The 22,388-nt window shown below is 43.8% G+C and carries 15 protein-coding genes, 2 pseudogenes and 1 riboswitch; of the genes and pseudogenes, 11 read left to right on the top strand and 6 right to left on the bottom strand.

What is annotated here, in order from left to right:
- Nucleotides 1–61: 61 nt before the first annotated feature.
- The 5 genes from AEQ18_RS12100 to efp all read left to right on the top strand — a co-directional run bounded on the left by AEQ18_RS12100 (nt 62) and on the right by efp (nt 5,709).
- The gene (locus tag AEQ18_RS12100) at nt 62–2,497 is read left to right on the top strand and encodes a glycogen/starch/alpha-glucan phosphorylase (protein ID WP_054116591.1); all 2,436 of its coding nucleotides are present in this window, start codon (nt 62–64) and stop codon (nt 2,495–2,497) included.
- Between the two features lie 80 nt (nt 2,498–2,577).
- Nucleotides 2,578–3,330 carry a hypothetical protein gene (locus AEQ18_RS12105; protein WP_054116592.1) on the top strand — a complete coding sequence of 251 codons (753 nt, stop codon included), beginning with the start codon at nt 2,578–2,580 and terminating at the stop codon, nt 3,328–3,330.
- 140 nt (nt 3,331–3,470) lie between these two features.
- Complete coding sequence (locus AEQ18_RS12110) at nt 3,471–4,037, top strand: DUF2179 domain-containing protein (protein WP_054116593.1); 567 nt, start codon at nt 3,471–3,473, stop codon at nt 4,035–4,037.
- 78 nt (nt 4,038–4,115) lie between these two features.
- Nucleotides 4,116–5,075, top strand: coding sequence for a cation diffusion facilitator family transporter (locus tag AEQ18_RS12115; RefSeq protein ID WP_054116594.1), 960 nt, complete (start codon nt 4,116–4,118; stop codon nt 5,073–5,075).
- A 73-nt stretch (nt 5,076–5,148) separates the two neighbouring features.
- On the top strand, nt 5,149–5,709 hold the full coding sequence (gene efp / locus AEQ18_RS12120; RefSeq protein WP_054116595.1) for an elongation factor P: 561 nt from the start codon (nt 5,149–5,151) through the stop codon (nt 5,707–5,709).
- Between the two features lie 64 nt (nt 5,710–5,773).
- Here efp and AEQ18_RS12125 read toward each other — a convergent pair whose 3' ends face one another.
- Complete coding sequence (locus tag AEQ18_RS12125; protein ID WP_054116596.1) at nt 5,774–6,997, bottom strand: chloride channel protein; 1,224 nt, start codon at nt 6,995–6,997, stop codon at nt 5,774–5,776.
- Nucleotides 6,998–7,078: 81 nt separating this feature from the next.
- Nucleotides 7,079–7,151: riboswitch (Fluoride riboswitch) on the bottom strand.
- 135 nt (nt 7,152–7,286) lie between these two features.
- On the opposite strand from AEQ18_RS12125, the gene AEQ18_RS12130 reads away from it, so the two are divergent.
- The gene (locus tag AEQ18_RS12130; protein WP_054116597.1) at nt 7,287–7,976 is read left to right on the top strand and encodes a hypothetical protein; all 690 of its coding nucleotides are present in this window, start codon (nt 7,287–7,289) and stop codon (nt 7,974–7,976) included.
- A 43-nt stretch (nt 7,977–8,019) separates the two neighbouring features.
- On the opposite strand, the gene AEQ18_RS12135 is transcribed toward AEQ18_RS12130, so the two are convergent.
- The 3 genes from AEQ18_RS12135 to AEQ18_RS12145 are packed head-to-tail and all read right to left on the bottom strand — an operon-like array spanning nt 8,020 to nt 11,258.
- On the bottom strand, nt 8,020–10,215 hold the full coding sequence (locus tag AEQ18_RS12135; protein ID WP_054116598.1) for a serine hydrolase: 2,196 nt from the start codon (nt 10,213–10,215) through the stop codon (nt 8,020–8,022).
- 25 nt (nt 10,216–10,240) lie between these two features.
- Entirely contained in the window at nt 10,241–10,534 is a 294-nt protein-coding gene (locus AEQ18_RS12140) for a GIY-YIG nuclease family protein (protein WP_054116599.1), read from the bottom strand.
- Nucleotides 10,524–11,258, bottom strand: a complete 735-nt coding sequence (locus AEQ18_RS12145; protein ID WP_054116600.1) for a tRNA1(Val) (adenine(37)-N6)-methyltransferase — start codon at nt 11,256–11,258, stop codon at nt 10,524–10,526. Before AEQ18_RS12145 ends, AEQ18_RS12140 begins: the two co-directional genes overlap by 11 nt.
- Before the next feature lie 236 nt (nt 11,259–11,494).
- Here AEQ18_RS12145 and AEQ18_RS12150 point away from each other — a divergent pair, with 236 nt between their 5' ends.
- On the top strand, nt 11,495–12,130 hold the full coding sequence (locus tag AEQ18_RS12150) for a lysophospholipid acyltransferase family protein (RefSeq protein ID WP_054116840.1): 636 nt from the start codon (nt 11,495–11,497) through the stop codon (nt 12,128–12,130).
- A 73-nt stretch (nt 12,131–12,203) separates the two neighbouring features.
- Here AEQ18_RS12150 and AEQ18_RS12155 read toward each other — a convergent pair whose 3' ends face one another.
- Together AEQ18_RS12155 and anmK are read right to left on the bottom strand one after the other, a co-directional pair.
- Entirely contained in the window at nt 12,204–13,505 is a 1,302-nt protein-coding gene (locus AEQ18_RS12155; RefSeq protein ID WP_054116601.1) for a PTS sugar transporter subunit IIC, read from the bottom strand.
- Nucleotides 13,506–13,532: 27 nt separating this feature from the next.
- Nucleotides 13,533–14,693: an anhydro-N-acetylmuramic acid kinase AnmK gene (gene anmK / locus AEQ18_RS12160; RefSeq protein WP_054116602.1), complete on the bottom strand. Its 1,161-nt coding sequence runs from the start codon at nt 14,691–14,693 to the stop codon at nt 13,533–13,535.
- 260 nt (nt 14,694–14,953) lie between these two features.
- On the opposite strand from anmK, the gene AEQ18_RS12165 reads away from it, so the two are divergent.
- The 4 genes and pseudogenes from AEQ18_RS12165 to AEQ18_RS12175 all read left to right on the top strand — a co-directional run bounded on the left by AEQ18_RS12165 (nt 14,954) and on the right by AEQ18_RS12175 (nt 22,386).
- The gene (locus AEQ18_RS12165) at nt 14,954–16,081 is read left to right on the top strand and encodes an exonuclease SbcCD subunit D (RefSeq protein ID WP_054116603.1); all 1,128 of its coding nucleotides are present in this window, start codon (nt 14,954–14,956) and stop codon (nt 16,079–16,081) included.
- Nucleotides 16,078–17,652, top strand: a pseudogene (locus AEQ18_RS16095) (AAA family ATPase); the annotation flags it as partial. The gene AEQ18_RS12165 and the pseudogene AEQ18_RS16095, both read left to right, overlap by 4 nt.
- Before the next feature lie 771 nt (nt 17,653–18,423).
- A pseudogene (locus AEQ18_RS16100) lies at nt 18,424–19,200 on the top strand (SbcC/MukB-like Walker B domain-containing protein); the annotation flags it as partial.
- 15 nt (nt 19,201–19,215) lie between these two features.
- Nucleotides 19,216–22,386, top strand: a complete 3,171-nt coding sequence (locus AEQ18_RS12175; RefSeq protein WP_054116605.1) for a DEAD/DEAH box helicase — start codon at nt 19,216–19,218, stop codon at nt 22,384–22,386.
- The last annotated feature ends 2 nt before the right edge of the window (nt 22,387–22,388 follow it).

Here is a 22,388-nt window from a genome sequence, read left to right on the forward strand (position 1 = left end):
GGCGGCAGCGGCAGGCTTCTGTCTTTTTTTAAAATCCAAACACCATAAGGAGTTGAACCCCATGACAAAAGAACAGTTGCGGGCACTGCTGGAAACGAGTATCAATGAACTGTATGCTACGTCAATCGAAGAAGCTTCTGCACAAGAACTCTTTCAAGCTTTGGCCCATGTAGTGAAGCAGGCGTATGCAGATGGCTGGCGCCAAACGAGAAAACATATGTTAGGAGAACAGCAAAAGCAAACCTATTATTTTTCCATTGAATTTTTGCCAGGGAAAATGCTGAAAAGCAATTTGCTTAGTTTAGACTTATTGACGATTGCAGAAGATGTACTGAAGGATATCGGTACGTCATTAGATGAAGTCGCAGAAACAGAAAAAGACATGGCATTAGGCAACGGAGGTCTCGGCAGACTGGCTTCTTGTTTCATGGATTCATTGGCTTCGCTAGGGCTGCCGGGAAATGGCAATGGCATTCGCTATAAATACGGCTTATTCAAACAAAAATTTATTGATGGCCACCAAGTCGAGTTGCCAGATGATTGGTTGCGTTCCGGCAACGTTTGGGAAGTGCGCAAAGAAAGCAAAGCTGTGCCTATCCATTTTGGCGGTCATGTGTATCTGAAAGAAAATGAGGCCGGTGTCTTGAAACCAGTCTATGAAGGTGGATTTACTTGGCGGGCTGTACCCTATGACACAGCGATGGTTGGCTATCAAAACCAACATCTCAATACCCTGCGTTTATGGAGCGTTGAAGTTCCTGCAGAAGAAGAGGCCAAGTACGCAACGCTAGAATCCAGGCAAGCACTTGAAAATCTGACGGCTGTGTTGTATCCCGATGACTCAAACGAAACAGGGAGGCGGACGCGACTGATGCAAGAATATTTTTTTGTTTCTGCTGGTATTCAAAGCATCTTGCGCTACTATAAAAAACTGCATCTGCCAATGGAACAAATGAGTGAGAAAATCGCGATCCATATCAACGACACGCATCCCGCTTTATGTATTCCTGAATTGATGCGTTTGCTGATCGATGAGGAAGGATTGGCGTGGGAACAAGCATGGGCAACCACGATCAAAGTGATGAGTTATACCAATCATACTATTATGGCAGAAGCTCTTGAGAAATGGCCGGTGGAAATGATCAACGAAGTGCTGCCCCGGATGTATCAAATCATCGAAGAAATCGATCGCCGGTTTATTGAGGGACTGGAAAAGATCCATCCATGTGATTTATTGAATAGAACCCGCATCATCAGTAATGGCCAAGTGCATATGGCCAATCTATCAATTATTGGCAGCCACAGTGTCAACGGGGTAGCCAAATTGCATTCCGATTTACTAAAATCAGTGGTTCTGCATGATTTTTACATCATTTATCCAGCACGTTTCAATAACAAAACCAATGGGATCGCGCAGCGAAGATGGCTGCAGTTGGCCAATCGTCCCTTGACCAAAGTCTTAGATGAAACAATTGGTGAAAGTTGGCATCATCAACCAGAAGATTTACAACTGTTAAAAAATTATCAAGACGATCCATCAGTCTTACAAGCACTGGCTGATGCAAAAAGAACCAACAAAATCGCTTTAGCAGATTATATCGCCGATCATTGCGGCATCCAAGTTGATCCCAATGCCATCTTTGATGTCCAAATCAAACGTCTGCATGCCTATAAACGACAATTGCTCAATTTGATGCATATTTTGAAATTGTATTTTGAAGTCAAAGAAAATCCCGATGCACCATTTCATCCAAGAGTCTTTATTTTCGGTGCAAAAGCAGCACCTAGTTATCACTATGCCAAATCGATCATTAAAGCCATCAATGAAACGGCAACAATGATCAATCATGATCCGGCGATCAAAGATAAGCTCAAGATTGTTTTTCTGGAAAATTACAACGTATCTTTAGCTGAACGCATCATTCCGGCTGCAGATGTCAGCGAGCAAATCTCATTGGCTTCAAAAGAAGCTTCTGGTACCAGCAATATGAAACTGATGCTGAACGGTGCGGTAACGATTGCCACGCTTGATGGGGCCAATATTGAGATTCGTGATGCGATCGGTGATGAAAATATTGCCATATTCGGATTGACGGAAGAAGAAGTCTACCGGTATTATGCAGAAAAAAATTACTCTGCCTATAGCTATTTCGAGAATGATCATCGACTGCAGCGGATTATGAATGCCTTTATAGACGGAACGATCCCGAATATTGAATGGGAAGGCAAAGAAATTTTTGATTCATTGCTCAAATATAATGATGAATACTTCGTGCTACGAGATTTTGCGGCGTATTGCGATGCCCAAAATCGCATGGATATTGCCTATCGAGATACCCGTAGATGGCAGAAGATCAGCTTGTTGAATATCGCGAATGCCGGCAAATTTACCGCAGATAAAACAGTCCAACAATACGCAGATGATATCTGGCAGATCGAACCATTGTTTGCCCATGTAAAGGATGCCCATGATGCGAGCTTGACCGAAACGAATTGATTCTTTGTGCAGGTGCCGATGATCGTTAATGAAATTCATGACCATTTGTGGTATGATGATAAAAAATCACGTGTAAGAGGATGAGTAGAGTGGCGAATTATTTAGATGTCAAGCGCAAGCATTTTCGCTTTCCAGCCTATGATGATGCAGAAGGCGTTAAATTAGAATCAGAGCACAAACCTGCTTTTAGTCAAGAAAATGATTGGATATTGACCGAGATCAAAGATACACCAAGTCGGCCAAAGCCTGAAAAAGAAATGATCGAGCGCAAAGTGCCTTCGAGCCAACGCAACCGCGGGCATAATGTCCAGCAAAAAGAAGAACTTGCACAACATCGGGCCAACTTGCCTCGGTATGAAAAACGGCCAGTCAAAGAGCAGCAGCCAACAGGGAAAACCAATTTTTTTGGCAGTCAAACCAAGCGCTCTTCTTATCAAGTGACCAGTAAAGAAGCCAAGGCTGAACCTATGACGACACCGAAAAAGGAGTATAGCGGCCGTTCTTATTTCGTCCCGAAATATATCCCGGCCTCGATCATCCCGGATGAGCCAAAGCCTGAAGTGTCTCAAAATGATTTGTTGGATTCGATGGCAAAGCCGCAAGAAAGTTATTTATTGTTTGACCAAGAACCGGCAGCGTATCAAGTCAAAGAAGCCAATGATCCAACTGTTAAGAAGTTCAATCGTCCACAGGGTGTGGGGATGACCCGCAGCCAATATCGCGCTGTGAGCAAGAAAACCGGTGAAAAAAAAGGCTTGCTTGATCGCACGCTGCAAGGCATGATCGAAGACGACAAAATGGATGACGAAAAAAATGGGTATTTTCGTCCCTGATCACAAAATAGATCCGCCTCACATCTTGTGAGATGGGTCTTTTTTTTCTACTGCTCCCTCAATGGAAAAACCTCCGATTTCTGCTCAATCATTTCAACTTTTGTCGTGCATTTGATATGCTTACTATAGGAGGGATTTCCATGCAAATTGATCTGCAAATGTTGGCAATGATTTTCTTTATCAATCTTGCCTATGTCACATTAAATACACTACGTTTTTTACTAACGATGAAAGGCTACCGCGTGATTGCACCGTTGGTGAGTATGATCGAGATCATCATTTATATTTTGGGCTTGTCGCTGGTCCTTGACCGCTTAGACAATCCTTTGAATCTGTTGTTTTATGCATTGGGCTATGCAGCAGGTGTCAGTATCGGCATCAAGATCGAAGACAAACTGGCTTTAGGGTACACCATGGTGACGGTGATTCTGCCAAGCAATACCGATGAAGAAAAAAGTTTGCCTAAAATCCTTAGACAAGAGGGATATGGCGTCACGCAAAGTTATGGAGAAGGATTGGAAGGGCCGCGTTTGATATTGGAGATTTTATCACAAAGAAAAAGTGAAAAAAAATTATATCAAACGATCAAGTCAGTAGAAGAACGAGCCTTTATCATCAGTTATGAGCCCAAATATATTTCCGGCGGTTTTTGGACAAAAAAAATCAGTCGTCGGGAACAAAAAATCCATCAAAAAAATCAACAGTAAACAAAGAAAAGATGTTCAAATACATGTCACAGCAGTATAATAAGAAAGGTTTTTTATTTGTGAGAGGATGCGTGAGATATGGAAAAACAAGCCAATGGAATGATGGCAGTCTTCGCTGCCCTAGTGTCGAACATTTTGGTGGCTATCAGTAAATTTGTCGGCTATGCCTTGAGCGGCAGTGCAGCCATGTTGAATGAGAGCATCCATAGTGTGGTGGATTGCAGCAATCAGATTTTTTTGTTGATCGGGGACAAACGATCAACGAAAGGACAAAGCGAGCTGCATCAGTTTGGTGAAGGCAGAGCCAAATATTTTTTTAGTACAATCGTTGCCATGATGCTCTTCTTTGGCGGGGGCGCATTAGGTGTCATGGAAGCAGTGGAAAAATTGCTGCATCCTGCCCATGAAGTTGGCAATACTTGGCTGGTTATCGCCATTTTGTTGTTTGGGATGGCCGTTGAAGGCAGTTCCCTATGGATTGCGATCAAAGAGATCCGTGAATTGAATGTTGAGAAGCAACCCATCTATCGCTTTTTAAAAGAAAGCCGTCATAGCGAAATCTTGATCATTTTTACTGAAGATTTTTGCGCGATCTTGGGATTGATGATTGCTTTGGTAGGTACCTTGTTGACTATGGTCACCGGTAATGCCTTTTTTGATGCCTTTAGCGGCTTGTTGATTGGGTTGCTGCTGATGGTTGCCGCTATCTTTTTGGCGCGGGAGTTTTATAGTTTATTGATTGGGGAAAGTGTGACCAAACGTGATCTGGCTGTCATCAAAAAAGCGTTTGAGCGACCTGATGTTGATCGCTTGATCGATGTCAAAACCGTTCATTTGGGACCAGCAGAAATCTTGATTGCTGCCAAAGTCGATATATCAGCCAAGCAAGAAGAGATCGGTTATGAGATCATCAATGAAATCGAAGCGGAGATACGCCATCAAATGGCGGACAAAAAAGTGTATATTTATATTGAAACCGATGAGTATGATCCGCATTATATGGAGAAACGCCGCCAACTTGTTCGTCCAAAAGAATGATTTAGCTAGAATACTGCCCTTTTATTTGATACAATAGACAAGGATTATCACAGAGTGAAGGAGAAATCAATTTATGATCAATGCAAGTGATTTAAAAGCAGGGATGACATTTGTCCAAGACGGCAAATTAATCAAAGTATTAGATGCAAGTCACCACAAACCAGGCAAGGGCAATACAGTGATGCGGATGAAACTGCGAGATGTACGCTCAGGTTCAACCTACGACACCACATTCCGCCCAGAAGAAAAATTTGAAAAAGCCCATATCGATACAAATGCTGTTCAATATTTGTACACAATGGATGATACTGCTTTCTTTATGGATCTAGAAACATATGAACAATATGAGATCCCTGTTGAAGTCGTAGAAGAAGAAATGAAATACATCCTGGAAAACATGGAAGTAAAAATCCAATTCTTCGGTACTGAAGTCATCGGTGTACAATTACCAACAACTGTTATCTTGAAAGTTGTTGAAACACAACCATCGATCAAAGGCGCAACTGTTACAGGTTCTGGGAAACCAGCAACGATGGAAACAGGTTTGGTTGTCAATGTACCTGACTTCGTTGAAGAAGGCGAATTGCTTGAAATCAACACGGCAGAAGGTACGTATATCAAACGTGCAAAATAATCATTAATCAAGGAAGCGATGAAAAAACAGTAGCTGTTTTCCATCGCTTTTTTTTTGTTGTCGATCAAAGCGGCCGTAGATACCGAAGATCCTGATTTTTCTGCAATCCGTAAATACTATTCGAGCCGCTAGAGAAATAAGCCACGGAACAAACGACCGCAAAATAAGGCACCGCTTGAAAACCAAATACTTCACCGCCAATAAAAATCGGCGCAAGTACAGTATTGGTGGCACTGCCAAAGACACTGGCATAGCCAAGTGCCGCAACAAGTTCTACAGGCAATCCAACAAGGGGCGCCACAACCACACCAAGCGTTGTACCAATGGCAAATAGCGGCGTCACTTCTCCACCTAGAAAACCAATACTGATCGTAAAAACGGTCAACATCATTTTCAACAGCCAATCATAACTATAGATCTGCTGGTCAGCAAAAGCCGCCGCGATCAAATTGGTTCCCAGTCCAGCATACCTACCCTGATAAAAGAGCACCAAACAGACTGCCAAAAGAACACTACCGAAGAAAATGCGGCGTAATGCATTGGGCATTTTTGATTGGATCCATTTTTTCAAATGGGTCAACAAGAAAGCAAAGGCCGCACCAGCTAAGCCAAAAATCAACCCTAAAAACAGTAATTTGACAAAGGCAGCAAAGGTGAAATCAAAAGTACCTGAAAGAGGCACGCTGAACTTTTCTAAGCCTGCCCACTGCGATACACCACTCGCTGTAAAAGCGGCCAGCAATGCCGGCAGGAGGGCATGGTGGAACAGTTTGCCCACCACCAAAACTTCTAAGGCAAAAAAGGTCGCAGCTAGCGGCGTTTCGAATAAACCAGCAAAGCCGGCAGCCATCCCGATGATGATCCATGTTTGGCTGTACTTTTCCAGCTTGAGCCAGGCACCAAAACGATTGGCGATCGTCGCACCTAATTGAACAGCTACACCTTCACGTCCGACACTGCCGCCAAATAAGTGCGTGATCCAAGTACCAATCATTACGAAGGGAATCATTCTTAATGGAATAGTCGACGCTTGTTGCTGTCCGACCAGAAAAACCAGGTTCATGCCTTGCGTACTTTTTCGGCCATATTTTTGAAAAAAATAAACAAACAACAATCCTGCAAAAGGCAAAAAAGGAACCAAATATAAAAAGTGAGCCATCCTGAAGGAAGTCAACAGCAGCAAAACCTCTCCAAATCCGGCGTCTAGCAAGCCCACAACCACGCCTATACATATACTGATCAAACTTAAAAGCAAAAATTCTCGATAGTTTATCCATTGTTTTTCCATGACACATCAAACCCTCCATGCACGTTTTCTGGTTGCCCTTCACGGTCTCTACATAAAAATAATGACTTCTACACACTCAAATAAGTGGTAGAAGTCATTAGCAAGTTTGCGGTTTCAGTTAAGACTGAGGAAGACATTCATTTCCTTTTTCGCTGTTTATTATCTATCAAAAGCGCAGGAATGTCAATGGATGAACACAGGAGATGTATGCGTGAGATTCGAGGTTATGTTTTTTGTTTACATATGGTAAAATTAATTTATTAAGTGGATAGAAAGAAGGAAACGCAAAATGAATGGTATGATCAGTGCGGAGTTGTGGCAGCAAAGTGAATACTTTTACTATACGGTCGTTCCGGTGTTGCTGGTCATTGGCTTAGTGGCCATTTTAGGCTTGATGATTTTCTTATTGTATCAGGAAAACCGCCATCCCAAAGCAATTGCTGTTTTCATTGGCTTAATCCTGGTGTGCGGCATTGGCTTTTTGGTAGGGGATCATGTATTTCATGACTTCAAAGAACTGAATGGACAGGTCACGCCCAGTATCCGAGATCGTGAAAAGCGCTTTGTCGGTTATAAATATTATGATCGTGATACTATGGCAGTCTATCAACGAATCCAAGTCAAAGAAACTATCGATTCATTTGGCATCTATCAATCAGAGCCAGTCACGCAGTCGATCACTTATTTGGGATCAGCCCATGATTCTGTCTATTTCAAAGTTGGAGAGCAAGTCTATTATGCACGGATGGCGCCGACATTTGTTGCAGAGGACACCGCAGCATTAAAGGGAATTCAATATCATTTGACAGATTCTTCGTATGAAAAAATCGGGTTTTTAACAGAAACCAATAATTATCTTGAAACGATCGAGATTCCGGAAAGTCAGGCAGCACTGACCTTTGAATCAATTGATTCGGTGATACCGCAAGAATTTGGCAAAAGCCAGTCAGCCTGGGCTTTACCAACAGATAAATCATAAAAAGCAGAGAAAACAAGGCCGTTTTCTCTGCTTTTTTGCGCATTCACTTCATGAGCTCATATATTTGTTTTGACAGCTTTGAGATGGTTTCGTAAGAAGTATTGCGGGTCATTATAGATAGCACATAGGGCTGATCTGTATAGACAATCGCGATATCATGGGCGACGCTAGTCAAATCACCTATTTTATGTGCGACTTTGACTGGCAGGTACTTAGGGATACGCTGATTGTCATATACGGTATTTGACAAATCATTGATCAATTGGCCCCCTTGATTATAGATGGCTTGCATCAGTAGGGCATTTTCTTTCGCGTTGATCTTGAATGGCCCTGTCCAAGTCCTGCCGATGATTCGGCTGATTTCATTTTTCATTTTGCTATCATATTGATTGGCACCATAATAGCCTAAGAAATTGGCCCCTTGATTGTCGGAATATTTTGCTGTCATGGTTTGGATTTGCTTCAAACTAAACTGCTGGCCGAATTTTTTGCCTTGTAAAATACCTGCACCGCCCCGCATATACGAATAGGGCATTCGATTGATCGCATCTGTGTAGGTGTATTTTTTGTTGGCGTCTAATTTTTTCTCTAGGATCATCTTTTGTGTATAGTATAAAGCCGGCAGCTTTCCAGTGGAGGCGGGATGTACGTTCATTGTACTATTGCGGCTGGCTGTTTCTCCATCGACTAAGCTCATCACGTAAACACTCATTTTATCATTCGTAGATGCGTTTAGCAGGTTCTGGACTTTTTTCAGTTTCTCTTTTTGCGAATTAGCATGTTTGACGCCGTTTTGATTGATATAGCCGACCCATTTCCCTTTAGCGGTGTACAAAGAAAGATACGTGCTACCATTGAAGTGCTGATATTTGCCGCGGGCTGTCAGCAACTGATTATAGTAGTGTTGTCCGCTCTCTTTTTTCTGCCAAGCAAAATTTTGCCAAAGGTCATAATTTTTGGTGATAGTGATCGTTTGACCGTACGATTGATAGTTGCCTTGTTTGCCGGGGGCAACAGAAACGGCAGATTGATTCAAATATCCTAGCCAACGATCATGATTATCATAAAGGGACAGATAGGTACTTCCGTTAAAATGCTGATATCGCCCTTTGGCGTATAAAGTCTGACCGATTAAATTTTTGGATTTATTTTTAGACTTCCACGAAAAGTTTTGCCAGAGATCATAATTCTTACTAGTAATGGTCACATATTTCTGGTAAGTTTGGTAATTTCCTTGCGGTGCGTCCACTTGTTTGGTCCCTGATTGAGGCAAGTAACCAATCCAGTTGTTTTTGCTATCATACAACGAGAGGTAGATCGTACCGTTGAAATGCGTATATTTGCCTTTGGCCAAATACGTTTTGCCAAGCAATGTTTTGGTCGTACTTTTTTTAGTCCAATTAAAATTTTGGAAGAGGATGAGGTCATCTTGGGTGATCGTGATATAGCGGCCAACAGGCTGATAATTGCCCTGGGGACCTTTGGCGTGTAGAAATTGATTTTCTTGTACATAGCCGATGATCTGTTGTTTTTGATTGGATACAGCTAGATAACTTGTGCCATCGAAGTGGTGATACCAAGTTCCAGCGTGCAGCGTTTTTTCTTGGTATGCCGATACATCCACTTGTTGAGATAAAGCCAGATCTTGATAGAGAACGCTATTTGCTGAAAGGTGCCCAAATTGCTCTGTTGCCAAGGCGGCTCCTAATGGCTGCTCGGAGAAAGTAATCGCACCTTCGGGAAGATAACCAATGAATGTTCCCTGATTGGACCATAATCCATAGACGGTTTGATCATCGATTTCACCGGTGGTCTGAACTTTGTAAGTCTGTTGGTATAAAGCAGATAAATCTGTGCCGATCACATGCTCTGCTGCATCGTATAAAACGCCCTCTTTGACGACGACTGTTGCATACGGCAATCCATCATAGTCTGAGTGGACGGTGCCTTTTGTAGAAGTAGACGGTTCTAAGCGCTCAACAACCTCGCTTGTGGCTGCTTCTTCACTAGGCGCGGACGTGCGTGTTTCTGAACTGCCCTCGCTGCTTTGACTGGAACTACTGGTTTCAGTCGAAGCACTGCTAACACGCGTTGACTCCATTTCAGCAAAGGACGAAGAGATGGAGTCTTTTGTACGATCATTCATGGTGTTTTCTTGCTGCACCGCCTGAACGGTGGTGATTCCAGTGCTCAGCAGCAAAAGACCAGTCAACCAAAAACTTAAACAAACTTGTTTCATTTTTATCAACCCCTTTTTGGTCTAGCTAGGATGACACGTGCAGAAAAACATTTTGTGCTTGATGTTGGGTGAGATACTGTTCCTTGTCTTTTCTGCGTAATTTTTTGAAGGCTGCTTCGGCTTTAGTGGCTTCGCTTCTGCTAGAGAATGCTTCTGCGTGGATCATTTGTAATGGACGTCGGCTGGCAGGTCGAGTGTATTTGGCACCGATGCCTTGATTGTGTTCCTTTTCTCGCCGCATCAAGTCGGTGGTGTAACCGCCATAGAAAGTCTGGTCACGACAGGACAAAACATAGAAGTAATGATGATCAGCTGCCATAAAGCATGCCCCGCACTTCTGTTAAATACTGGCCATTCTCATCGTACGTGAGTAAAGGCGGATCGATTTTGAAGCCATCAGCCTTGCCATCTTTAATCCCTTCGATCAATAAGATATTGGCTTCTTTGCCAGCCTTTGGATAAACGAATCGGACCCGTTTAGGCGCGATCCGGTGGCGTCGCATACAATCAAGAATGTCCAAAAAGCGATCAGGGCGATGCACGAGCGCAAAACGACCGTTCATTTTTAAGGCTTTGCTTGCCATCATAACAACTTCCTCCAGGTCCGTGGTGATCTCGTGTCTGGCAATCGCTAAATAGGGATTCGGATTCTTGACAGCGGTTGGCAGATTTTTAAAATAAGGTGGATTGCATACCAGCAGATCAACAGAATCTGGTTTGATTTTTGTAAACATTTGTTTTAGATCGATCGGATAAACCGTGATTTGATCCTCGAGATGATTTAAGGCAATACTCCGTTGTGCCATATCTGCTAAACGGGCTTGTAATTCGATTTGAATGATGTGGGCTTTTGTTCTGCGGCTCAAAAATAAACCGACTGCGCCATTGCCTGCACACAAATCAACGATCAAGCCGCGTTTAGGAATGGTAGGGAAATTTGCCAGCAAGACTGCATCTAAAGAAAAAGAAAACACATCGCGGCTTTGAATGATTTGAATATCATCCGCATATAGTTGATCAATTCGTTCGTTGGGTTGTAACATCACAAGACTCCTGTTCTACACTTGATTCCAAAGAAAGGCCCGCCTGCAATGCACCCTGCAGCAGAGCCAACTTTCATTCCTATTATAGCAAATTCAGATAATGGATACTAGAAGCCAGGTCTTTCTTGCGACGCCAGCCATCAAGCGGGAGCCGTTCCAGAATAAAGGAAAAAATACTTGTCATTTGGGCTTTTTTTTAGGATACTGATAATAGGAAGAAAGAAAGGACAATGAATATGTTTTTTAGATTTATGCGTGGTGTCGTTCGGGTCGTATTGTTCCTGATCAATGGCAACGCCCGCTATCAAAATAAAGAAGTATTGCCTCAAGATGAAAATTATATCTTAGTTGCACCACACCGCACCTGGTGGGATCCATTGTATCTGGCGGTAGCAGCCAGTCCCAAAAAGTTCAGCTTTATGGCCAAAGAAGAATTGTTCAAGAACCCAATATTACGGTTTATCTTGACCCATGCCAATGCCTTTCCAGTCAAAAGAGATAAACCAGGACCAAGTGCAGTCAAAACGCCAGTCAAAATACTGAAAGATACCGATCTAAGCTTGATCATGTTTCCCAGTGGTACGCGACATGCGACCGCATTAAAAGGCGGAATGTCTTTGATTGCCAAAATGGCCAAAGTCCGGATCGTGCCTTCTGTATATCAAGGACCGTTGACATTGAAAGATTTATTCAAACGTAAGCGTGTGACTGTCCGGTTCGGCGAACCAATCGATGTCAGTGATATCAAGAAGATGGATAAAGAAGGATTAGCCGAAGTTGAACGGCGGATCCAACTTGCCTTTGATCAATTGGATCAAGCCATCGATCCAACATTTGTCTATGAAATCGATGAAGCCAAAAGAGAAGATTAATCACAAAAAGACCATTCCGCGGAATGGTCTTTTTTTACGTACTGTTTTGCTGCCTGACGCAAAGTCGATTTGGTTAACCTATTTCTTCTGCAGGCAATTGTTCTTTTTCCAGCTCATTTTTGTCGTAGATTTTCACAAACGGATAATAAATCAGTACTGACAACACGATCAGCAAGACATTCAAGACGATCGCCCGCCAATCGCCGCCGGTAGCTAAGAAGGCGCCAATCGGTCCAGGCAGTGTCCAAGGGGCATTGACAGTTACTTTATTGACTAACCCAATTGACGTTGCTATCCAAGCAATGACCCCGTTCACTAAAGGTGCGATGATGAATGGTGGAATCAAAATCGGGTTCAAGACAATCGGCGTACCAAAAATCAAGGGTTCATTGATGTTGAAAATGGCTGGCAATAAAGCGGTTTTCCCAAGCTTAGACCCAAATTCTGATTTTGTGCGGAAAGCCAGCAAAATAGCCAAGCCAATCGTGGAACCAGCACCGCCGATCCATATAAACCATTGGTAAAAAGGTTCAGCCGCAATATTAGGAATGAGATCCCCAGAGGCCATCGCTGTCGTATTTCCTTCCAAAAGCTGCAACCAAAGGGGTCTTGCCAAAGAACCAACGATCGAGGCACCATGGATACCAAAGGACCAGAAAAAGGTTGTCAAGAAAGTGATCAATAGCACACTAGGCAGACTATCAGCTGCGCTCACCAATGGATCCACGACTTTTGCTACGATCGTATGCCAATCAAATCCAATGTAATAGGTGATCGCACCCATCCCCAAAATAATCACCAACGTTGGCGTCAATGCTTCAAAAGAACGCGCCACAGCTGGCGGCACTTGCGCGGGCATCGTGATTTTGAACTTTGAACGATCGGTGATACGATAAATCTCAACCGCCAAAATCGATGTAATGATCGCAACGAACATACCAGCACTGCCTAAGTTCGCCATTGGCAGCACAAAGCCAACAGTTCCAGCTGCATCTAATGCTTCTGCAGGAATATTCACTGGTGTAAATGTCAACAAAAAGGCAGTTGTGGCTAAAATACCGCCTGATAAACCATCAAGTTTGTAAGAACGGGACAAACTATACCCTATCCCGAAGGCAGCGTACAAACTCATAATGTACATCGTCATGCGATAAGGCAATAAAATCGTTGTGGCATTACTGGAAAGAAATTGATAGATCCCCCAATCTTGCGGCAATGGCGGGAAAGCCAATATCATGAAAAATGAGCTGACGATAATCAATGGCAATGTTGATACGATCCCATCTCGGACGGCCCGCAAATGACGCTGATTGCCAAGAAATTCCATCGGCCCAGCCAAATGTTGTTCAATAAACTGGGTAAATTTGTCTAACATATAGTCTACCTCCTAATTATTCTTTATCTATGATTGTTGTGTCCAAGGATTGGGAATGATCTTGCCTAAAATCACACCCTGTGCAGCACCGGTAGCAGCTGGTGCGTTATTGATATGACCTTGCAATGTTTCGTGGCCTAAAATAGCAAAGGCCACGGCTTCTTTGCCATCATTGGAACCGCCGATAGCGTCCTGGTTCAGCAAGGGCACACCATCAGGCAAATAATGACCGATCATGTGGCATAAGGTCTGGTTATGGGCACCGCCGCCGGATAGGATTACCTCGATATCTGTCGAACCAAGAGTGGGAAAGACAAATTTTTGGTAACTATCCGCAATGGTGAAAGCAGTAAAATCAGTGACGGTCGCAATCAGATCTTCCGCGGTTTCACCCGCATATTGTGCCAATAGTGCTCGTGTGAATTGTTGACCAAATTCTTCTCGACCAGTACTTTTGGGCGGGGAAAGGGTCAAAAATGGATGATTTCTCAATGCTTGTTGGAGCTTAGGAATAATCTTTCCCTTTGCAGCAGTCTGGCCAAATGGATCAAAGGGCTGATCAAACAGATCGAGCATCATTTGATCAATGATCATATTGCCCGGACCAGTATCGAATGCCCGTAAATCATGGATCGTACCGCCTTTGGGTAAAACAGTCACATTGCCGATCCCGCCAATATTTTGCAACAGGCGATGTTTTGTATTGGATTGATACAATACGTATTCGGTAAATGGCACCAACGGCGCTCCTTGACCGCCTGCAGCCATATCCATGACTCTAAAATCTGCCACGACAGTCGTTTTGAGTCCGTAAGCAATAATCGAGGGTTCGCCAATCTGCAAGGTACTGTTGGTCAATGGATCATCTGAGGGCGCATGCCAAATCGTTTGCCCATGACTCGCCACATAATCAATGGTATCTAGAGAAACATTGGCTTGTGCACAAAGTCTGCGGCAAGCATCTAAGAAGGCATGCCCCAATTGGACATTTAGTTGACAAATCAATGGCACATTCGATTTTATTGGGTCACAAGCCAACTGGATCTGCTCTTTTAACCCAGAGTCGATAGGGACTGTCACAAAATCGATCAAGGAAACAGCAGTCGTTAAACCGCTACCATTTATCTCGACAAGAGCCGCATCAATACCATCCAGACTCGTACCAGACATCAATCCGATTCCACGCATAAGGATTCTCCTTTCTTTAAATAGATGTTGAAATCATGTAATGAATTCGATTTCACACTTATTGTAATAGATGTGTAATTATATTTCAAGTTAATAATTTTGTTTTGAAAAATAATTTCATCATCGTGATGTAAGAAGAATGACGTGAAAGCAGAAAATGAATGAGAAGGGAAATCAAGAATTTTCAGCATGTCTCATATATAAGAAGGGCACAAAGTGGTATAATGGTGGGAAGGATATTTTTAAAAAGGTGTGATTGCATGCGAATATTACATACAGCCGATTGGCATATCGGTAAAAAATTACATGGGTACGATTTGATTGAGGACCAAAGCAAGATCATTGATCAAATCATCGATATCGCCCTTGCACAAGAGGTAGAAGCTGTCGTGATTGCTGGCGATCTGTATGATCGGTCGGTACCAGCGGTGGAAGCAGTCAAATTATTGAACGAAAAAATTGCAACCATCAATTTGACTCACCAGTTGCCACTGCTTGTGATCTCTGGCAACCACGATAGTCCCATTCGTTTGGAAACTGGCAAACAATGGTTTACAGGTACACAATTTCATATGGCCACCTCGATCGAGGACAGCTTGAAGCCGGTGACGATTGCAGATAGCCAATTCTTTTTGCTGCCGTATTTTGAGCCAATCGAAGCCCGCTTATTTTTTGATGAACCGATCACGACGATTGCCCAGGGCGTTGTCCGGGTCATCGATGAAATGAAGGCCCATGCTGACCCTTCCAAAAAACAGATATTGGTGACCCATTTCTTTGCAGCGGGCTCAAGTCAAACCGATTCTGAGACGAAAATCCAAGTAGGCGGCTTGGATAGTGTGCCATTAGATGCCTTTGACCGATTTGATCGGGTGTTACTGGGTCACTTACACAGTAAGCATGCCCTGAACCATCCTAGGATCAAATATAGCGGCTCACCGCTGAAATATTCTCTTTCAGAATGGCAAGAGCAAAAAGGGGTCTATATCATCGACACGCATGCCGATACCTGTGAATTTATGCCCTTGCACCCTGCAAGAGATATCTATTCAATCGAAGCCACGTTTGCTGAATTGACAGATCCGGCTTTTTACATGCCATTAGATCGTCAGGCTTTTTGGCACTTTACATTGACAGATCGTACGATCATCCCCAATATGATGAACCAGCTGCGGAAAATCTATCCTACGATTTTAGCCGTTGAACGGCTGGAAGGGCCGGTCAAAGAGAAAAAAGAACGTATACAGATAGAAACAAATGATCCTCAAACTTTGATCAATACCTTCTTTCATGAAATGACCGGTGATTCATTGATGGAAAGCCAACAACAGTGGATCGAACAAGGGTTGTCAGAAGTATTGACTACAGAAAAGAGGGTGGACCATTGAAACCAAAGAAATTGATCATGAAAAATTTTGGTCCCTTTATCGAAGAAACGTTAGATTTTGACCAAGTCGCCACCACTGGGCTTTTTTTGATCAGCGGCAAGACAGGTGCTGGCAAAACCACGATCTTCGATGGGATGACCTTTGCGCTCTTTGGCGAGACCTCAGGCAATTTGCGGGCCGGCAAAGAAATGCGGTCAATGTTTGCCTCACCCAGCGAGGAAACAAGTGTTTCCTTTACTTTCGCGCATCAATCCTTATTCTATGAGATTCTCCGTCGGCCCGAACAGATTTTGTCAAAAAAACGCGGAGATGGTGTCACCAACCAAGCGGCAAAAGTCCAACTGACGATTTTTGATGCTGCGGGCAAAGAATTGAAGCAACTCAGCAAGCGAAACGAAGTGGATCAGTTCATCAAAGAATTGCTGCAACTAGATGCCAAACAATTTTTCCAAATCATGATGCTGCCGCAAGGTGAATTTCGCAACTTTTTGATCGCGACCAGCAATGATAAGGAAAAGGTGTTGCGAAATCTTTTTGGAACGCAGCTCTATCAAGGATTTAATGAATGGCTGAAAGAGCAGCAAAAAGCACAAAACAAGACGCTGGAACAACAGCAGCAACTCGCTGAACAATTACTCAGTCGGTTTGATTGGCAACAGGAGCAGCCAGTTTTCTCAACTGCAGAAGCACTCGAAGCATGGACTGCAGATCTGGAGCAGCAAACAGCCGCTATTGCCACCATGCAAACGCAAAAATCAGAAATCGATCAAGCCTATCAGAAGACACAAACGCTTTTTTATCAAGCCAAAGAGCGTGAAAACCTCAGACAAGAGCAACAAGTTCTGTTAGAACAGCAAACCGCTTTAGAAGCATCTGCCCCGATGATCAATCAAAAGAAACACCAACTGGAAGCACTTAGCTGGGCAGCAGAGAAGCAGCCAATCTGGCAGCGGCGGATGGAAAAAGATGCAGCCTATCGCCATGCGCAAAACCAAGCAGCAGCAGCGCAAGACCAATTGCGCTCGATCCAATTGCAACAACAGGATTGGCAGGCGCAACGACCAATCATCGAACAACGAAAAGAAGCCCTTGAACAAGCAACAATGAAGCAACGAATGTTCGACAGCTTGCTGCCAATTGCCCAACAAGCCCACAAGCAACAACAAGCGTTGTCTGACTTGCGGCAAGAAGCCCAGCGGCAACAAACCAAGCGGCAAGCATTTGAACGGGAAGAAAGTCAGTTTGCCGCCCAACAAGCGCAATGGACTGCCGAGATCGAGGCCGCAGGCAATCATCAAACTGTCAAGATCCAGCTGTTGGAATGCAAAAATCTGCTGGAAAAATGGCTAGAGATCAAAGAACAATATGCAAAAGCCACTGCGGATCATCAACAACGCACGGTGCAAGAACAAGCGTTGATCAACAAGCAAACCCATTTAGACAAGCAGGCAGCGGCGCTGACGGTGACATTGAAGACCGAGACCAGTCAAAATGCCAAAATGCAGATTGCGCGCTTGCAGCTTTTGCTGGAACCAGATGAACCATGCCCAGTCTGCGGGGCCACGGATCACCCAAATTTGCAGGCCCATGCGTCTTATACTATCGAAGACATCATGGAAAGCGAACAAAGACTCCTGCGAACACAGAAGGAATTGACGACCGCCAAAGAACAGTTGTCGGCCAATCATACATTGTTGCAGCAGTGTCAGCGGCAACTCGCTGAGACACACACATTGATCGAAGAAAGACAACAAGCCAAAGAAAAGGCATGGCAGGCACTCTTTGCTGCATTACAGGTGCTGGAGGATGGGCAGGCCAAGATTACTGAAGCAACAGCGGCTGACTATCTCAAACAACGGATGATCGTACTTGATCAGCAGACGGCAGCTGTCCAAAAAGCGCAGCAGCAATTACAAACACTCGCCCAGCAACAAAAAATGATCAGCAACGAAAAGCAGGTGTTGATCGAAGCGGAAGCAGCAGTCACCACAAAGCAGCAATTGGCTGAAGGACGGATGGCTGCGCTAATGGAACAATTGTCTGGTTATTCGATCCAAGAGATTGAAACCCAGCGCCTCGAAATAAAGAAATTGATTCAGCAGCAAACCAACGAAATAGACAGCGATGCCGCACAAGGGGCTGAGTTGGAGAAAAGTACAGTCATTTTGTCTGAGAAAGTGGACAATTTGCAGACATTTTCTCAAGAGAAACGGCAAGAATGGCAACAAGCCAATAAGGATATCGATGGATTTCTTCAGGAAGCCGGATACACAGAAGTACAGTTCGAAGCGTTGCTTTCAGGTCTTTCTGAAAAAGAGGCACTTTCAATAGAGCTCAAGCAGTATCAACAAGATCTCTACGCCACCCAGCAACGGTTGGCGACCCTTGAACAGCGCTTAGCGGATGCTGAACCGGTTGATAGCGAGGCCTTGTCTGAGCAATTTCAACAACTAGAAGCCACCCGAGAGCAGATGCAGGAGAAAATCATCCAAAAACAAGAAAAAAGGCGCAACAACCAGTTGATTTATCAAGAATTGCACATGATTTATGCACAAAATGTGCAGGCAATGGATCAGTTGAGTCAATTGCAGCAATTGGCAGAAACGATCAATGGAGAAAATAGCAAAAAAACCAGTCTGGAACGATACGTGCTGCAACGTTATCTGGAAGAAATACTCATCGTTGCCAATGCGCGGCTTGCGCGTTTGACCAGAGGGCGCTATCAATTTGAATTGGCTGACAAGGTAGGGAGTTATCGCAGTTCAACAGGATTGGAAATCGACATCTATGACGACAATGCCGGACAAGTTCGGCGGGCACATACCCTTTCAGGCGGCGAAAGCTTTATTGCTGCATTGGCGTTAGCCATCTCGTTAGCGGACGTCATTCAGGCAAAAGCTGGCGGTATCGAGATCGAAGCCCTATTTATTGATGAAGGGTTTGGTTCCCTGGACGAGGAATCTTTAGAAATGGCAATGGAGGCTTTAGAAATGATTGAAAGTGAAGGGCGAATGATTGGTATCATCAGTCACGTACGTGAACTCAGAACAAGGATCACGCAACAAGTTTTTGTAGAAACCAATGGCGGTGGTCAAAGTCAGATTCGTATCAAAGAATAAGGAAGGAGGGATACAATGAAGTGGAGTATACCAGAAAAAGTCATCGAACGAGGACGCACCTATTTAAATGAAGACCGCGTACTATCTGTCACGCCGGATCCAGAAAAAAATGTGTGGCATGCAGAAGTCTTAGGGGCTGAATTATACCTAGTGACATTAGATGCCACTGCCAAAGAAGTGGATTATTGTCAATGTCCTTACTGGGATGAACACCATTATTGCAAACATACCGTCGCAGTCGAATTGTATTTGCGCAAGCAAGGGAAAACCCGTATGATCACAGAAAAACCTGCGGCCCAAAAACAGTTTTCCCCATCAGAAATGTTCTCGAATGGGTTTGCCAGATTAACCGCTGCGGCCAATGAAACTGTCCCGCTTCAAATCGAGTATCATGTGGATACGATTCCCACCAATCCTTATCATCAAGAACTAGATTTATTGGGTATTTCTTTAAAAATCGGTTATCGCGGGACAACTAGAAATTATGTAGTCAAAAACATTTACAAGTTTTTGCAAATGTATCAAGAGAAAAAAAGTTATACCGCTAACAAACAGTTTGACTTTTTGTTGACCGACGATGCGTTTGATGCGCCAAATCAAGCGCTGTTACAGCGCTTGGCAGGGATAGCCCAGACACAGCAATTGATTGGTCAAGCAGGGATCCAGGTCAATGGCAAGTTGGACAAAAAGTATTTGCTGCTGCCTGTCGAATACGGCAAAGAGTTATTGGCACAGATGAATACTGTTTTTGGACGGATCACCATCGGCGACCACAAACTCAAAGAAGCCGTATTTGCAACAGGCAATCCACTACAATTTGATGTCCAAAAAGTGGAAGACCGATTTGTCCTGCGTATGCTGACTGATTTTGATTACTTGTTGAATCATTATAATTGGGGCTTGATCGAGGGTCAGTTTTTTGAATTGACGTCAGAACAAAAAGAGATTTATCTTACCATGCAACAGCTATTCAAGCGTTTCGAAGAACCAATCATTGACTATCCCAAAGATGAACTGGCCACGCTATTCATGAAAGTTTTGCCGCATTTGCGGAAAATCGGCACAGTTGTGATAGGGGATGCTGTGGGAAATGAAATCGAAGAAGCTGCACTGCAAGTCGTTTTTTCATTGCGTAAAATCAAAGGACAAATCGATCTGCAAGTTGATTTCACTTATGGTGACGTGGTCTTTTCAAGTGATCCCAAATATCAGCACACACCAGCAGATCATCCAGAGATTCTGCGGGACTTTAAGCAAGAGGCACGTATCGAACAAGTTCTGGACACATTAGGCTATCAAGCGAGCAGCAAAAATCGTCAAAAAGAGTTGCCGTTAGGGGAACATCTATATGCCTTTTTTACCAAAGAAGTGCCAATCTTGCGCCAATTAGGCACGGTCCGAATCGGTAAGAAATTACGGGAACTTTATCTTGATGCCCAGCACCATCGTCCACAGATCGCCATCGAAGAAAATGGCTCATGGCTGGATATCAAGTTTGATATCAGTGGGATCGCAGAAACTGAGATCGATGCGGTCTTGCGCAGCTTATTGCAATCAGCTAAATTTTATACTACTGAGAATGGGCAAGTCCTTTCGTTGGAATCTGAAGCCTTCCAAGAAGCCAGTGCCGCGTTGCAGCAATTGCGGATGGCCATGTCAGTCAAGAACGGTGCCATCCAAGTGCCGTTGAATCAAGGGCTGATGCTGCAAGAACAATTTACGGCACAGGCTGACTTTAGTGAAGGCTTCAAACAAATGACAGAAGACTTGATTCACCCAGAAGGTTTTCATGTCTCACTACCTCAAGCACTGAATGCGGAGTTGCGACATTATCAAGAAACAGGTTTCCGATGGTTGAAAATGTTGAGCCATTATCATTTTGGCGGGATTTTGGCAGATGAAATGGGCTTAGGGAAAACAGTGCAAACCATCAGTTACTTATTATCTGAAAAAGAAGAAAAGCAACAGCTGTCGGCCTTGATCGTTGCACCTGCCAGCTTGACGTATAACTGGCAGCAAGAATTAACGCGATTTGCCCCAAGCTTGACTGCCTGTGTCATCAGCGGTAGCAAAGAAGAACGGGAAGTGCAATTGCAGCAAACAGCGGATATCCGGATCACCTCCTATGCCAGTTTGCGGCAAGATATCGATAGCTATCAAGAATTGAATTTGACCTGTTTGATCCTAGATGAAGCACAAATGGTCAAAAACAGTGCCACAAAAACGGCGCAAGCATTGCGTTCATTACAAGTACCGCAACGCTTTGCATTAAGTGGTACCCCAATCGAAAACAATTTAGAAGAATTGTGGTCATTGTTCCAAATGATCATGCCAGGATTTTTTCCTAGCAAACAAGGGTTCAAAGCTTTAGATACCCAAGAGATCGCCAAAATGATCAAACCCTTTATTCTGCGTCGAGATAAAAAATCGGTGTTGCATGACCTGCCGGAAAAACTGGAAACCAACTATTATAGTGTCTTAACAGAAGAACAAAAGAAAATCTATCTGGCGTATCTGCGCCAAATGCGTGAAGAAATTGCCCAAATGGATTCAGCTTCCTTTAGAAAGAATCGAATCAGTATCTTAGCCGGGTTGACACGCTTGCGCCAAATTTGTTGTGATCCGAGATTATTCGTAGAGGATTATCAAGGATCTTCTGGCAAGTTGGAACAAGTCAAAGACCTCTTGGCCGCAGCCAAAGAAAACGGCCGCCGAGTGTTGCTGTTTTCTCAGTTTACGAGTATGCTATCGTTGATTGAAACGGAGCTGGCGCAAGAAGGATTCAACACATTTTATCTACGAGGCAGCACACCGCCGCAAGAACGTTTGGCGATGGTGGATGCTTTTAACAGCGGAGAGAAAGATGTCTTCTTGATTTCCTTGAAAGCAGGAGGTACCGGATTGAACTTGACGGGTGCTGATACCGTGATCTTGTATGACCTTTGGTGGAACCCAGCCGTAGAAGAACAAGCAGCCGGTCGGGCCCATCGTATCGGCCAGCAACGGGTGGTAGAAGTGTGGCGGATGATTGCTGAAGGCACCATCGAAGAACGAATGGACGCTTTGCAGCAAGAAAAACGTGAACTATTCCAAAAAGTGATCCAAGGCAATGAAACACAGTTGCAGCAAATGACTGAAGAAGATATTCGTCTGATCTTAAGTATTGGCGAAGAAACCTATGGATAAAC

Origin of the sequence: Enterococcus sp. RIT-PI-f (assembly GCF_001297065.1) — a bacterium.
In the GTDB taxonomy this organism is placed as follows: Bacteria; Bacillota; Bacilli; order Lactobacillales; family Enterococcaceae; genus Enterococcus_D.